This window comes from Acidovorax sp. BL-A-41-H1 (genome assembly GCF_051942715.1).
The window spans coordinates 1-12,475 of sequence record NZ_JBPVJQ010000004.1 but is presented as its reverse complement, the minus strand read 5'-3'; the positions used below and the strand labels follow the sequence as shown (position 1 = coordinate 12,475).

Annotated in this window: 14 protein-coding genes and 3 pseudogenes; 5 read left to right on the top strand and 12 right to left on the bottom strand. The window is 66.5% G+C overall.

Going from position 1 to position 12,475, the window contains the following annotated elements; genetic code table 11:
• Nucleotides 1-18: 18 nt before the first annotated feature.
• A complete protein-coding gene (locus ACTPOI_RS09065; RefSeq protein WP_440108312.1) occupies nucleotides 19-1,062 on the bottom strand; it encodes an SDR family oxidoreductase in 1,044 nt (347 codons plus the stop codon).
• Between the two features lie 202 nt (nucleotides 1,063-1,264).
• Complete coding sequence (locus ACTPOI_RS09060; RefSeq protein WP_440108311.1) at nucleotides 1,265-1,867, bottom strand: exopolysaccharide biosynthesis protein; 603 nt, start codon at nucleotides 1,865-1,867, stop codon at nucleotides 1,265-1,267.
• A gap of 798 nt (nucleotides 1,868-2,665) precedes the next feature.
• Between ACTPOI_RS09060 and ACTPOI_RS09055 the strand changes: the two genes are divergently transcribed.
• Entirely contained in the window at nucleotides 2,666-2,803 is a 138-nt protein-coding gene (locus ACTPOI_RS09055; protein ID WP_440108310.1) for a hypothetical protein, read from the top strand.
• A 232-nt stretch (nucleotides 2,804-3,035) separates the two neighbouring features.
• Here the strand turns inward: ACTPOI_RS09055 and ACTPOI_RS09050 are convergent, their stop codons facing one another.
• The 6 genes from ACTPOI_RS09050 to ACTPOI_RS09025 form a co-directional block, all read right to left on the bottom strand.
• The gene (locus ACTPOI_RS09050) at nucleotides 3,036-3,608 is read right to left on the bottom strand and encodes a DUF1439 domain-containing protein (protein ID WP_440108309.1); all 573 of its coding nucleotides are present in this window, start codon (nucleotides 3,606-3,608) and stop codon (nucleotides 3,036-3,038) included.
• A gap of 43 nt (nucleotides 3,609-3,651) precedes the next feature.
• A complete protein-coding gene (locus tag ACTPOI_RS09045; protein ID WP_069104068.1) occupies nucleotides 3,652-3,903 on the bottom strand; it encodes a hypothetical protein in 252 nt (83 codons plus the stop codon).
• Nucleotides 3,904-4,021: 118 nt separating this feature from the next.
• The gene (locus tag ACTPOI_RS09040) at nucleotides 4,022-4,900 is read right to left on the bottom strand and encodes a PA4780 family RIO1-like protein kinase (protein ID WP_440108308.1); all 879 of its coding nucleotides are present in this window, start codon (nucleotides 4,898-4,900) and stop codon (nucleotides 4,022-4,024) included.
• A 78-nt stretch (nucleotides 4,901-4,978) separates the two neighbouring features.
• A complete protein-coding gene (locus ACTPOI_RS09035) occupies nucleotides 4,979-5,791 on the bottom strand; it encodes a tRNA-uridine aminocarboxypropyltransferase (RefSeq protein WP_440108307.1) in 813 nt (270 codons plus the stop codon).
• Nucleotides 5,791-6,402 (bottom strand): class I SAM-dependent methyltransferase, encoded by a 612-nt coding sequence (locus ACTPOI_RS09030; protein ID WP_440108306.1) that lies wholly within the window; start codon nucleotides 6,400-6,402, stop codon nucleotides 5,791-5,793. Before ACTPOI_RS09030 ends, ACTPOI_RS09035 begins: the two co-directional genes overlap by 1 nt.
• A gap of 122 nt (nucleotides 6,403-6,524) precedes the next feature.
• The gene (locus tag ACTPOI_RS09025) at nucleotides 6,525-6,914 is read right to left on the bottom strand and encodes a VOC family protein (RefSeq protein WP_291517704.1); all 390 of its coding nucleotides are present in this window, start codon (nucleotides 6,912-6,914) and stop codon (nucleotides 6,525-6,527) included.
• Between the two features lie 153 nt (nucleotides 6,915-7,067).
• Here ACTPOI_RS09025 and ACTPOI_RS09020 point away from each other — a divergent pair, with 153 nt between their 5' ends.
• The 3 genes and pseudogenes from ACTPOI_RS09020 to ACTPOI_RS09010 all read left to right on the top strand — a co-directional run.
• Nucleotides 7,068-7,643, top strand: coding sequence for a flavin reductase family protein (locus ACTPOI_RS09020; protein ID WP_440108305.1), 576 nt, complete (start codon nucleotides 7,068-7,070; stop codon nucleotides 7,641-7,643).
• A gap of 268 nt (nucleotides 7,644-7,911) precedes the next feature.
• A complete protein-coding gene (gene rarD / locus ACTPOI_RS09015) occupies nucleotides 7,912-8,808 on the top strand; it encodes an EamA family transporter RarD (protein ID WP_440108304.1) in 897 nt (298 codons plus the stop codon).
• A gap of 110 nt (nucleotides 8,809-8,918) precedes the next feature.
• Nucleotides 8,919-9,800 (top strand): annotated as a pseudogene (locus tag ACTPOI_RS09010) (MFS transporter); the annotation flags it as partial.
• 253 nt (nucleotides 9,801-10,053) lie between these two features.
• Here the strand turns inward: ACTPOI_RS09010 and ACTPOI_RS09005 are convergent.
• The 4 genes and pseudogenes from ACTPOI_RS09005 to ACTPOI_RS08990 all read right to left on the bottom strand — a co-directional run.
• Nucleotides 10,054-10,167 (bottom strand): annotated as a pseudogene (locus tag ACTPOI_RS09005) (IS5/IS1182 family transposase); the annotation flags it as partial.
• A gap of 107 nt (nucleotides 10,168-10,274) precedes the next feature.
• A pseudogene (locus ACTPOI_RS09000) lies at nucleotides 10,275-10,613 on the bottom strand (HU family DNA-binding protein); the annotation flags it as partial.
• A gap of 43 nt (nucleotides 10,614-10,656) precedes the next feature.
• Nucleotides 10,657-11,337 (bottom strand): DNA/RNA non-specific endonuclease, encoded by a 681-nt coding sequence (locus tag ACTPOI_RS08995; RefSeq protein ID WP_260669001.1) that lies wholly within the window; start codon nucleotides 11,335-11,337, stop codon nucleotides 10,657-10,659.
• A gap of 411 nt (nucleotides 11,338-11,748) precedes the next feature.
• Complete coding sequence (locus ACTPOI_RS08990) at nucleotides 11,749-12,108, bottom strand: HNH endonuclease (protein ID WP_440108303.1); 360 nt, start codon at nucleotides 12,106-12,108, stop codon at nucleotides 11,749-11,751.
• A 153-nt stretch (nucleotides 12,109-12,261) separates the two neighbouring features.
• On the opposite strand from ACTPOI_RS08990, the gene ACTPOI_RS08985 reads away from it, so the two are divergent.
• On the top strand, nucleotides 12,262-12,475 hold a 214-nt coding region (locus ACTPOI_RS08985; protein ID WP_030093369.1), incomplete at its 3' end, for a DUF4158 domain-containing protein.

Below are 12,475 nucleotides of genomic sequence, written 5' to 3'. Positions count from 1 at the left end.
CGTCGTTCAGCGCGTCGGTCAGTACCCACGCCGCGGCACGGGTGCGCGGCGGGCGGCCCAGATGCCGATAGCCAACCCCAGCGCGCCCAGTGCGGCCACGCGGCCCACGGCCGTGCGCTGCGCTTTGCGTTGCCCACCGTCAATCCCTGTGCCACGCGATGGGGCAAACAGGTTGCCGTCGGATTGCGGCACAGGCCGGGCCTTGTTCAGCGCGCGGCTGGTCGCCCAGCGCATGAACGCGCCCAGGCTCTGCGGCGCCACGGCATGGGCCACGCGGCCGGGCAGCGCAGCGGCGCCTATCCACGTCACGGCGCGGGGGCGCGGGGATTGCGCCAGGGCCACTATGGTGCTGGCCACACGGCGCGGGTCCAGCAGCGGAATTTTGGGATGGATGTTGTGCCCGGTGTAGTTGGCGCCGTGCGAGAGGCCCGGCGAATCGACAAACGTGGGCGCCACATCGCACACATGCACATCGGGGAGGTCGGCCACCTCGGCCCGCAGCGATTCGGACAGGCCGCGCAGGCCGAACTTGCTGGCGGTGTAGGCCGCGGCAAACGGCGCGGGCACCCAGCCGCCTACCGAGATCATGTTGATGAGCATGCCGCGCCCGCGCTCGCGGAAATGCCGCAGTGCCGCGTGCGCCCCATTCAGGTGGCCGATGAGGTTGGCCTCCACCACCTGGCGGTGCGCCTGCAGCGGCGTTTCGTCAAACCGGCCCACCGCCCCCACGCCCACGCTGTTCACCCAGACGTCGATGCGCCCGTAGTGCCGCAGCGCCGTGCTGGCCAGGTTGGCCACGGCCTCGGGGTCGGTCACGTCGGTAGGCACGCCCAGCGCGGCGGCCGCGCCCGCATTGCGGCAGGCCATGGCCACCGGGGCCAGGGTGTCGGCATTGCGGGCGGCCAGCACCAGGCTGGCGCCGCGTGCTGCAAAGGCCAGCGCTGTGGCGTGGCCGATGCCGCTGGACGCACCCGTGATCACCACCACCTGGGCAGATGCGGGCGCGGTACCGGCAGACGCGGCAAGGCTGGATACGGGGGAATTCTTGCGGAGAAAAGCCATGGGATTCTTCTTCGGGTTGGGTCGGATGGGTGCTGCACGGGTACCAGGCATGCCGGCCGGGTGCAGGTGACGGGGCAGCGCAGCCCGGTGGTGTGCCGCGCTCCGGTCCATCCGTTTGTAGGGCGGCCGCCGCGGCGGTGATGTAGGACGGCGCCAGAAGCTTGCCTGCGGCAAAAGGCACAGCGCAACCCGGCATGCACGATCAGATCAGCAGCACCAGCACTACACCTACGGCCGCACCGGCCAGCAGCGTGGCACCGATCATCAGCAGGCCATCACGCACCATCAGCGCCAGACCAAACAGCGCGATGGCGCCCATGGGGGCCGAGCTGGCAAACGGAAACAGCTCCAGCGGCGGCACCAGCACGGCCAGGGCCACGCACACCAGCGCTGCCAGCCGCATCCACACCCCGGTGGTCAGCGCATGCAGGCGGCCGTGGAACCAGCGGTCCACCCGCTGCGCCACCGGCCGCACGGCGGACACCAGCCGCATGAGCTGGCGCGCAGCCACCGCACGCCGCGCCAGCATGGCGGGCACCCACAGGCGCTTGCGCCCCCACAGCATCTGCGCGGCAAACAGCACCACCACCGCGGCCAGCACAGTCGGTACGCCGGGTATGCCGCCCACGGGCGACAGCTCGATCAGCGCGGGCACCACCAGAAAAGGGCCGTAGCTGCGCGTGCCGATCACGTCCACCATGTCTTCCACCGCCACGCGTTCGTCGCGGCATGCCAAAGCGCTCATGCAGTCGAGGATGTCGCCCAGTGATTCCGGACGGGGTGGCGGGATGGGACAGGAAGGCATGGGCAACGAATGCGGCAAAGGCAGTGGTGGAGCGGACCTCTAGGGAACCTCTGCACGAATCACCGCGCCGTGCGCATCTGCGGTCTCGGGTGGTCTGCGTAGTTGCAAATACTCGCAATAGCTACGGCTATTGCTGCGTTTTGCGCCTCGCAGCCCATCCCGATCCGCAGCGCACACTTCCCGCTCGATTCGTGCAGAGGGTTCCTAGCGCGGACAGAAGGCCAGCTATCGCAGCATCCCCCGCCCGCACGTTGATGGCTGACAGTGAACGGCGTGCGCCGGTGTCAGATAGACCCCACATCCCATGGCCAAAGCCTGCCTGGCAGTGCCCATGCCGCCCGTGGCAAAGGAGCGTTTGGCCCGCCGTCGCCACGGGTTACTGTGCGCGCGGCGCGCATGTGCCCGCCAGCCCGCTTACAGTGCGCCATGCGTTCATGGTGGGCTGTATGCGTATTGTTTCTGGGCTGTGTTTTTGCAGCCCACGCCACCGTTTCCGTGGCACAGCGCTACGACTTGTGCTGCATCCTTGACTGCCAGGACGCTGCGGGTGCGTGCGAAGCTGCCTGCACCGCGTGCGCACAACCTGCCGCCGCCCCGCACAGCGCGCAACTGGCGCAGGCCGTGCCTGCAGCCCACGGGCTTGCGGTGCTGGGCCCGGCGATTGCGGCACCTTTCCTCATGCCCTGGCGGCCCCCGGGATAGCGGCTTTTGCGCCGCGCCAGTGCCTGCGTTTCACCGCGGCACAGGCCCTGAATCCCCTGGTCCCATCCATCCATTCGTTATTCGGAGACTTCCATCATGAAGCGACGTTTCATCCAACTGGCCACGCTGGCCACCTTGCTGCTGGGCTCTGGCGCTGCCATGGCCGCGGCCGATTGCTGCTGCTGCGACACGCTGGCCGAGTGCTGCATGCAGATGCTGGACTGCTGCATGTAAATGCACCAGCGCACGGGTGACCTGCCTGTGATGCAGGCATGGCAGAACCCGCGCCTTCGAGGGCTGGCACCGCGAGGTGCCGGCCCTTTTTCATGAGGCGGAGAGATTTGCGGGCAAGCGGCGCGCACCGTGAAGGCGGGCCCCGCCTGGGCAAAGCAGCGATAGCACCCGTGTTGGGTTGCGCTGCGAGCTGCCGGGCCACATGCGCGCGGTGATGCGGCCCGGGCGCTGCCTACGGCTTGCGCACAAAGGCCACACTCAGGCCCTTTTCGGTCACGGTGATGGGCCCGGGCTCCAACCCCAGGCCGTCGAGCAGCGCGGTGTCTTGCGGGCGCAGCTGGTGCAGCACCACCTCGCGCAGCGACTGCTCGGCGAGCACAGGGGCGTAGACGTTGAGCAGCTCGGTCGCAGAGGGCTTGAGGCCCTCCAGCTCCAGCCGGCCCAGCCGCAGCTGGTGCGCGCGCAGCGTGCGGTCGCTGGCCTCGTAGCGCAGCGCAAATTCCACGTCGAACGAGCCGGGGTGGCTGCGGCGCAGCGCAGGGCCCGCGGCCTGGACATCCATGGTGGCGCCTAGCCGGTTGGTGGCGGGGAGCAGGCGCAGGCGCGGTGCCTGCAGGGTCAGGTCCAGCAGGCCTGCCAGCGGCACGGTGCGCGGAAACTTCTGCGCCAGCATGTCGTGCAGCTGCTGGGCCGACACGGTGTAGGCCGGCTGCGCCTGCGCAGCGTGCGGCAGGCCCAGCGCCAGTGCGGTGGCGGCCAGGCTTGTGCGGGTGGCGGCGGTCAGCAGTTGTCGGCGTTGCAGCATGTGGGGCTCCGTGGCGTGCGGGGCCGGAAATGGCCGCGCAGGTTCAGCGGCCCACCACGGACCAGCCCGCCTTCTGGTTGGACTTGTCGTTTTCGTATTCCCACGCGGTGCCGCAGCGGTCGCACACATAGCGGGTGATGGTTACGTCGCCATGGTCGCGTGCTTCCTTGCGGTTGCCGCGCTGCACCAGCTCGGCATGGCCGGGGGCCTTGCGCCAGTTGCGCTGGATGCCCTGGCAGGGCTCGCACAGGGCCATGGGCTTGAGTTCGTTCTGTCGCGCGAGGTCTTTGGTCATGGTGAGGCAGGTGGGGCGTGTTGTGTGTAGGCGGGGTTCGACGGAGTGTGCGGCAGTGGGTGTGTGGCAGCGGTTCGTCGGCGCGGGCGGCTAATGTACGGCAAGGGCGCGGGCACGCTCAGGCGGGCGAGGCCATGCGCAGCCTGCGTGCGGCCTCTTCATCGCGGGCGTCGTCAATCTCGCGCAGTACGGCCTGCATGTCCACATCCACGCGGTCGGGCGCGTAGCGGCCGGTCAGGGGCGTTTCGTTGCTCAACAGGCCGCTCTGGTACAGGCTCCAGATCTCGGGGCCGTATTGGGTGCTGCGCAGCTCGGGCGCGAACTGGCCAAAGAAGTCGCGCAGGTTGGCCACGTCGCGCATCAGCATGCGCTGGGCGTGGTTATTGCCGGCGGCGTCCACCGCCTGCGGCAGGTCGATGATGACGGGGCCGTCGTGGCCTTCTTCACCATCCGCGCCCGGCAGGTGCGCCAGCAGGATGTTGAACTCCGACAGGTCGCCGTGCACCACGCCCGCACACAGCATGCGCACCACCTCGGCCACCAGCGTGGCGTGGTGGGTGCGCGCGTCTTCGGGGGTAAAGCTCACATCGTTCAGGCGCGGGGCGGCGTCGCCGTGGGCATCGGTCACCAGCTCCATCAGCAGCACGCCGTCATGGAAGTTGATGGGCTGGGGCACGCGCACGCCCGCAGCGGCCAGGCGGTACAGCGCATCGACCTCGGCGCTCTGCCAGGCGGCCTCTTGCTCTTGCCGGCCGAACTTGCTGCCCTTGGCCATGGCGCGGGCCGAGCGCGAGTTCTTGACCTTGCGGTTTTCGGTGTAGTCCACCGCCTGGCGGAAGCTGCGGTTGTTCGCCTCTTTGTAGATCTTGGCGCACAGGGTGTTGTCGCCGCTGCGCACCACGAACACCATGGCCTCCTTGCCGCTCATGAGCTGCCGGACCACGGTGTCGATCAGGCCTTCCTCGATGAGGGACTGCAGGCGGGGGGGAGCTTTCATCGGGTCCTGTGAGGGAAGGGGAACGCTGGATTGTCGTCGTTGCAAACCCGAACCGGGGCGCGCGGGGCCGGACAGCGGCTACAGCAGCGCTGTGGGGGACGCCGTGCGGGCCGCACGCAGGCGCGCGTGCGCTTCGCCCTGCCAATCCGGCGGCAACTGGTGCTTGGACTGCAGGTAGTGGTGCGTGAACACGTCCAGGTAGGCCTGCAGGGTCTCGCCGGCCTGCGGCTCTCCGGCCAGGTCCAGGCACAGCGCGGCCACTTCGGCGGTGCAGAAATGGTCGCTGCGGTGGGAGCGGCGCAGCTGGTAGCGCGAGATCTGCTCGGGCTGCAGGCTCAGCACCGGCAACTGGGCCAGGTATGGGCTCTTGCGAAACATCTTGCGCGCCTCGGCCCAGGTGGCATCGAGCAGCACGAACAGCGGGCGCTTGCCGCGTGCCGGTTCGACTCCAGCTCGGGGCACCGCCACCTGCGTCACCACACGCTCGGGTGCCACGAACTCGCCAGGGAACACCACATACGGCTGCCACTGCGGGTCGGCCAGCAGCGCCAGCAGGGCCGGGTCCACCTCCGTGCGGGCCCAGGCAAAGGCGAAGGTGTCGGGCACCACGTCTGCAATCAGCCACCCGGTGTTGCTGGGCTTCAGGGGCTCGATGTCGGCCATCAGCAGGCACATGCCGGCGCGGGTAGGCACCAGGGGATGCAATGCGCACAGGCAATGGCTGGGCACGAGGCGGCAGCCGGGGCAGCGCTCGCCCTTGATGCCGCCGCGCGCCAGGAAGGGCTTGGCGCTGCGGGCCAGGCGCGCGGTGCGCAGGCGCGATACGGCGTGGGGCGCAGCGGGCGTGCCTGCGGCAGCGGATGGACGAGGCAAGCCCGAAGGACCGGGCATCAGCCAGGCCCGCCCGTGCGCTCCAGTGCGAACGTGGGCACTTCCGCCTGCCGGCTCAGCCAAACGCCGCCGCCCAGCTCCACAAAGCCTTCGCGCAGCCCGCGCCGGTACAGCTCGGCCCGGTGGCGGAACACGCGGTTGTCGGTCAGGTCTTCGTCGATGGTGTCCTGCTCGTAATCGTCGCGCGAGACGGCCTCGACATACAGCGCGCCTTTGCTCAGGCGGCCCAGGTTGAGCAGTGCGGCTTTCAGATCGGGCGGGCTCAGGTAGGGCAGCACGCCCTGGCAGATGACGAGGTCAAACGGCGCGCTGGCCGTGTAGTCCACCACCGAGCCCTGCTGCCACCCGAAGCGCTCGCACAGGTACGGGCTGAACTCCACGCCCTGGTAGCTGGCGCCGGGAAAGTGCTTCTCGACAATGCCCTTCCACAGGCCGATGCCGCAGCCCACGTCCAGCACGCGCTGTACCGGCACGCGCAGGTACTTGAGGTAGCTGCACACGAAATTGCCCAGCCGCTCCATGTGCTCCGGGTCCACCACGCTGGTCTTCTTGTCGAAGTAAAAGCGCTGGTAGTAGGCCTCGTCGAAGGTGGTGGGGCTGGCGGATTTCAAAGGCGGGGTCCTGTGGTGGAGGCCCTGCGCACATGCGGCAGTGAGTGCGGCAGGGGCGCAGAGTATCCCCCACCGCGCGGTGCCGGGGCCCAGGGCGCCCCGGCATGCCCCTTTGTCGCCAGTTATTGCGCAGGCTTCGCCGGGCGGTGCAGCACGCACAGCTTGTTGCCGTCGGGGTCGCGCACATACGCCAGGTACAGCTTGCCTGTGGGGCCTTCGCGGTAGCCAGGCGGGTCTTCACACGTCACACCGCCGTTTGCCACGCCTGCAGCGTGGAAGGCATCGGCCTGCTCGGGCGAGGCCGCCGCAAAGCCGATGGTGGTGCCGTTGCCATGGCAGGCGGGCTCGCCATTGATGGGGGTGGAGATGGCAAACGTACCGGCAGCGCTGCGGTAGAAATACCGGTTCTTGTTGGCCATGCCCGGGGCCACGCCCAGGGTGCCGAGCACGGCGTCATAGAACTTGCGCGAAACCTCGAGGTCGTTGACCCCCAACATCACATGGCTGAACATGCCTGCTCCTTGATTCTGATAAGTGAAACGGCGGCGCCCCGACAAACCGCAGGGGGCCGGTGGCGATCGTACGTGCGGTGCAGCGCAAGCGCATGTCGCGCACGAAACGCCCCCACAACGGCACAGCGCAGGGGGCCTTGGCATCATGGGCGCATGCTGCCCACCCATTTCAGCCCCGTACCCCTGGACAAGGCCTACCGCCTTATCAACCACGGCCCCACCGTGCTCGTGTCTGCCGCGCACGGAGGCGAACGCAACGTGATGGCCGCCGCGTGGGCCTGTGCGCTCGACTTTGTGCCGCCCAAGGTGACGGTGGTGCTGGACAAGGCCACCCGCACGCGCGAACTGGTGGAGGCCAGCGGCCACTTTGCGCTGCAGCTGCCCACGGTGGCCATGGCGACGCTCACCCTGGGTGTGGGCACCGACAGCGCCCGCACCACGCCCGACAAAGCCGAGCGCCACGGCGTGCAGTGGCTGGAGGTGCCTGGGCACGAAACGCCCCTGGTGCAGGGCTGCGCTGCGTGGCTGATATGCCGCGTGGTCCCCGAGCCGCACAACCAGCAGGCCTACGACCTTTTCATCGGCGAGGTCGAGGCCGCCTGGGCGGATGACCGCGTGTTCAGGAACGGCCACTGGGAGTTTGATGGCGCCCCGGACGCGCTGCGCACCCTGCACTACGTGGCAGGCGGCCAGTTCTATGCCACCGGGGCATCGGTGAAGGTGGGCTGATTAAAAAGGATAGGCAGCGCTCACGCGCCGTCTCCCTTGCCAAAGCCCGGCCGCACGCGGTACGCGACAGGGCCGCAGAGATGCCCGTTTGGCGTCGCCGCGCCAGCCCTCCCGCAGCGCCGCGGTGGCCGATGCCCCTGCGGCATTCGTGGTACCGTCCATTCCCTCTTCGCTGAGTGGCTATTCCGGGCGCTGCCTGCGAATGCGCCGCTAGCGCTGCGGGCCCGCACCGCCCCGGTTTTTCTTCCTTTCCACCTCATCCACTTCCATGTCCAGCGGCATCCTGTACGGCCTGTCGGCCTATGTCCTGTGGGGTCTGTTCCCCCTGTTCTTCAAGCAGCTGCAGGCCGCTGCCGCCACCGAAGTGGTGCTGCACCGCATGGTGTGGTCGCTGGTGTTTGTGCTCATCGTGCTGGCGGCGCTGCGCCGCTTTGCCTGGCTGGCCGATGTGCGCCGCAACCCTGCGCTGCTGGGCAAGTTTGCGGTGTCGGCCGTGCTGCTGGCAGCCAACTGGCTCACCTACATCTGGGCGGTGAACAACGGCCATGTACTGGACGCCAGCCTGGGCTACTTCATCCTGCCGCTGGTGAACGTGGCGCTGGGCTTTGTGTTTTTGCACGAGCGCCCGCGCAAGGCCCAGTGGGTGGCCTTTGCGCTGGCCGCCAGCGGCGTGCTGTGGATGGCACTGCAGACCGGCCGCATGCCCTGGATCGCCCTGCTGCTGGCCCTGACCTTCGGCTTCTACGGCCTGATGCGCAAGACAGCCGCGCTGGGCGCGCTGGAGGGCATGTCGCTGGAGACCATGCTGCTGGCGCCCCTGGCCCTCGCTGCGCTGCTGTGGGGCAACCACACCGGCCAGCTACCCGCACACGACAGCCACACTTGGCTGTTCTTCATCTTGAGCGGCCCCGTCACTGCCATCCCGCTGCTGCTGTTTGCCGCCGGCGCGCGGCGCGTGCCACTGTCGACCATGGGCTTTTTGCAGTACATCACACCGTCCATCCTGGCGCTGATGGGCGTGTTCCTGTACGGCGAAACCTTCAGCGGCCCGCGCGCCGTGGGGTTTGCGCTGATCTGGGTGGCGCTGGCGCTGTACAGCGCGGAGGGGTTGTGGGCTGGGCGGCGGGCGGCAGCGGCCAAGACAACTGAACCGCGCGCAGCTTAGAAGGTAGCGCGCAGGTCCAGGACCGGCGCTCTTGTCAGGACAGCGCTTGCTCGCCTTTTTCGATCGCCAGTTGCGCCTGACCCTGCCACACCCTGGAGTAAATTGCACCGATGCCCCGCAGACCCGTCTCCACCACAGCCGCAGCCGCCGCCCCGGCCTCCCTCATCGACTCCCCGCAGGCTGCGTGGCGGCTGCTGACCACCCTGGGCCTGGTGGTGCTGGGCAACAGCAGCATGTACGTCGTCTCGGTGGTGCTGCCCGCCGTGCAGGCAGAGTTTGGCGTGGGCCGTGCCGATGCATCGCTGCCCTACACGCTGATGATGGTGTGCCTGGGAATCGGCGGGCTGTGGACGGGGCGCATGGCCGACCGGCACGGGCTGATGCCGGTGCTGTGCGTGGGGGCGGTGGCAGTGTGTGGCGGGTTTGTGTGGGCGGGGCTGTCGGGCAGCATCTGGATATTCGGGCTGGCGCACGGGCTGATGGGGCTGGTGGGCAGCTCGGCCACGTTTGCGCCGCTGATGGCCGACACCGCCCTGTGGTGGAACAGGCGGCGCGGCATTGCGGTGGCGATCTGCGCCAGCGGCAACTACATTGCGGGCGCGCTGTGGCCGCCCATCGTGCAGCATGGCATTGACGCCATCGGCTGGCGCCACACCTATGTGCTGCTGGGGCTGGTGTGTGGCGTGGGCATGCTGCTGCTGGCGCTGCGCATGCGGCAAAGGGCGCCGCTGGTGCTGCTGGATGCGGTGGCTGCATCCGCATCGCCTGCGGCTTCCGCGTTGCCTGCTGCAGGCGCTTCTGCGGCATCAATGGCTTCCACTGCGACCGCCGCATCAGCGGTTGCGACAGCGGCCGCACCCGCGCCGCTGGCACTGGACCGCAGCCGCCCGTTTGGCCTGCGCCCGCTGCACGCGCAGCTGCTGCTGTGCGTAGCGGCCGTGGCGTGCTGCGTGGCCATGGCAATGCCGCACGGTGTTATGGAATGTGTCAACGGTATTTTTGAAATTTTTCCCAAGAAGAATTGCTCAAATACTTCAACCATGGGGTACTCTGGTGTTCTCAACGTCGAATGGATCGCGTTGCTCTAAGGATGTCCTGAATAACTCGGATTCGTGAGTGCTACAAGTCCGATGTTTTCAGATGAGGCGATGGATGCCGTTTTGGCAGCACTTGAGCCTTGTTTTGCGGCCCCATTTCGGGGCGCTTGCACCGCTTTCGCGGCCCCTTGCCTGTTTTCAGGCGCACTCATCCCTGCGCCCCCAGCAATTGGTGGCGCACCATCCACAGATTGGACAGCGCAAACAGCGTCTTGAGCTGCAGCGTGTTCTTCTTCAGCCCCCGGTAGCGCACCTTGGTGTATCTGGTGCACAGCCGGTGTCGCAATCCTTCTGCGCCCCCCAAAAACAAAACCGCCAGCGGCAAGAGCCTGTGGCGGTTTGTTTTGGTAGCGACCGAGAACGCTGTACTTACTTCCCAGCCTTGTCCGCCTTGCGCTTGGCAGCCTTGGGGTCCACCACCGCCTTGAACTTCGCACCCGCCACAAACTTCGGCACCGTGCTCGCAGGGATCTTGAGCGCAGCACCAGTCGATGGGTTCTTGCCCGTGCGTGCTGCACGCTTGGCGGACTTGAAGGTGCCAAAGCCCACCAGCTGAACGGCGTCGCCCTTCTTGACGGCGGTCTGGATGGTGTCGATCAGCGTTTCCAGCACCGCATTGGCTGCGGCCTTGGACAGATCATTCTTGGAAGCCAGGATTTCAACGAGTTCTGCGCGGTTCATGGATGCTCGCGTGTAGAGGTTGGAAAGGACCGATTTATACCGCCGCCCCTGACACGGCTCTTGCTACCACTCAATGCTGCAGTGCACTTCTTGGCAAAAACTCCACTCCGGTTCTCTTCACCAGCTCCTGGTAGCTGATCGGCCGCCCCACCGTCTCGCCCTCGCGATTCTCCTGCCAATGCGCCCAGGCCTTGTTGGTCGTGGCGTCATAGACCAGCTTGTACAGATAGGTCGGCACCTTCACCCCATTGGCCCCAATACGTGGCCCCGCATCCGTGAACACCGGCCCCGTGATCACAAACACATCTCCCTTGGCCCGCTTCACATAGTGCCGCGTGTCCTGCTCGATCTTGTTCCAGGCGCCCCCGTTGTGCTGAGCGTTTTGGGGAACCATGTTCGCCAAGCTGAAGCTTTGCGCCATGGCCGTTGGCGTTGGCATATCTCCTGCAGGGGCCATGTGCCCACGGCTATAGCCTGAGTTTTTGTAATCCTCCAGCTCCGCCCGCTCGCCACTCGGGAGTCGCGCATCTGCAAAGAACCGCTTGGCCCGCTTCTCATCGGCATCCTCGATGAGCCTGCGGTTCAACCGCTGGGCCACAAACACCGGTGTCTTTGTGGCGCCAGAGTGCAGGACCGCAAAGGCTTCATAGCAAAGCTCGCGCAGCTGCGGCCGGGGCGTGATGGCGGGTGGCGCGCCGTTCGCAAAGAACTGCGGACACTGCGCAAAGGAGCTGGGCTCGGGTGTGAGCAGGGCTGTGCTGTCGAACTGCGGAGACCGCGCCCAGGAAAGATTCGGGAGAGCAACGCTGACGAGAGACAGGGCCAGCACAGCTGCCAGGCGCACACGGCCTGGCCAAGAGAGGAAGCGATTCACAGAAGAGGCATTCGAGTCGAATTTGACGGAGCCCGATTGGAGCACCGTTCACCTCTCGCTTCTGGCCCGAATGCTCGGATCCCGCAGGGTTTTACAGCTGCTTGCAGAGATGGAGTCCACTAACAGAGAGGGCCCCCAAAGGGAGCCCGATCTGCCTGCCCGCCCCTGCGATTCAATTAATACTTCCCATGGCAGCAGCACCCGCACCGCGCGAAGTGCCACCGCCATGGAAGTCCCGCAACTGCTTTAATCCAACTCAAACAGTTGGTCTGCCAGATACGCAGGCATTCACAAGCCGCCTTGCGGGAACGCCTGCAGGTTCGTCAGTTTTGCTGAAGTCACGCTTGCCCTTGGTTTTGAAGGCTCGCCCACTCCGTAGGCGTTGGCTCGGAAAGCGGCAGCTATCGCGCTAACTGGGTGCCAACGGCCCTTTTTCATCAAGCTTTGCACCCGTTGCCGATATTTCTGTGGATTTGGCGCATTCTCCTCACGCCCTTTGTGTCGCCGAGTGTTGCACCACCAACATGCAGCAACGATGTTTTGTGCGGAATCGCGCCCTTGATCCTGGCGAGCAGTTAGATGCTCAGCCGTGCAACGAAGGTACTTTTGGAATTTAGGCTTGAGTTCTTTGGGCGTGAACTCAGGCAACGCAGGTTGGGGTCTCCTCGTTTTCAGTGCAATAAGTGACGGTACGCAAAGCTAGCACTGGCGCGGGGGTGGTCTGGGTAGACCGTTGATTTCATTGACTTTCCTGTTCGCTTTGTAAACGGGTATGGTGGCCTCCCACTTTTGAGGTTCACGATGCAGGGTTGGCACACAACGTTTTTGGGGATGCGTGGGCTCCCCCGCGATATCAGCGACTTCGAGATGAAGGCATTTTTCACCTTCGATGGTGCCGAGCGCGACGCAATCAATGCACGCCGAGGTGATTCCCACAAGCTTGGTCTGGCGCTCCATATTGGTTTCCTGCGCATGAGTGGGCGTTTGCTCGGTGCCTTTCGGGTAATTCCAGTAC

Excerpts from the sequence above, each read along its gene's own strand:
- ACTPOI_RS09040 (WP_440108308.1), bottom strand. The coding sequence starts at position 4,900 with ATGAAAGCTCCCCCCCGCCTGCAGTCCCTCATCGAGGAAGGCCTGATC.
- ACTPOI_RS09035 (WP_440108307.1), bottom strand. The coding sequence starts at position 5,791 with ATGCCCGGTCCTTCGGGCTTGCCTCGTCCATCCGCTGCCGCAGGCACG.
- ACTPOI_RS09025 (WP_291517704.1), bottom strand. The coding sequence starts at position 6,914 with ATGTTCAGCCATGTGATGTTGGGGGTCAACGACCTCGAGGTTTCGCGC.
- ACTPOI_RS09050 (WP_440108309.1), bottom strand. The coding sequence starts at position 3,608 with ATGCTGCAACGCCGACAACTGCTGACCGCCGCCACCCGCACAAGCCTG.
- rarD (WP_440108304.1), top strand. The coding sequence starts at position 7,912 with ATGTCCAGCGGCATCCTGTACGGCCTGTCGGCCTATGTCCTGTGGGGT.
- ACTPOI_RS09055 (WP_440108310.1), top strand. The coding sequence starts at position 2,666 with ATGAAGCGACGTTTCATCCAACTGGCCACGCTGGCCACCTTGCTGCTG.
- ACTPOI_RS09060 (WP_440108311.1), bottom strand. The coding sequence starts at position 1,867 with ATGCCTTCCTGTCCCATCCCGCCACCCCGTCCGGAATCACTGGGCGAC.
- ACTPOI_RS09020 (WP_440108305.1), top strand. The coding sequence starts at position 7,068 with ATGCTGCCCACCCATTTCAGCCCCGTACCCCTGGACAAGGCCTACCGC.
- ACTPOI_RS09045 (WP_069104068.1), bottom strand. The coding sequence starts at position 3,903 with ATGACCAAAGACCTCGCGCGACAGAACGAACTCAAGCCCATGGCCCTG.
- ACTPOI_RS09065 (WP_440108312.1), bottom strand. The coding sequence starts at position 1,062 with ATGGCTTTTCTCCGCAAGAATTCCCCCGTATCCAGCCTTGCCGCGTCT.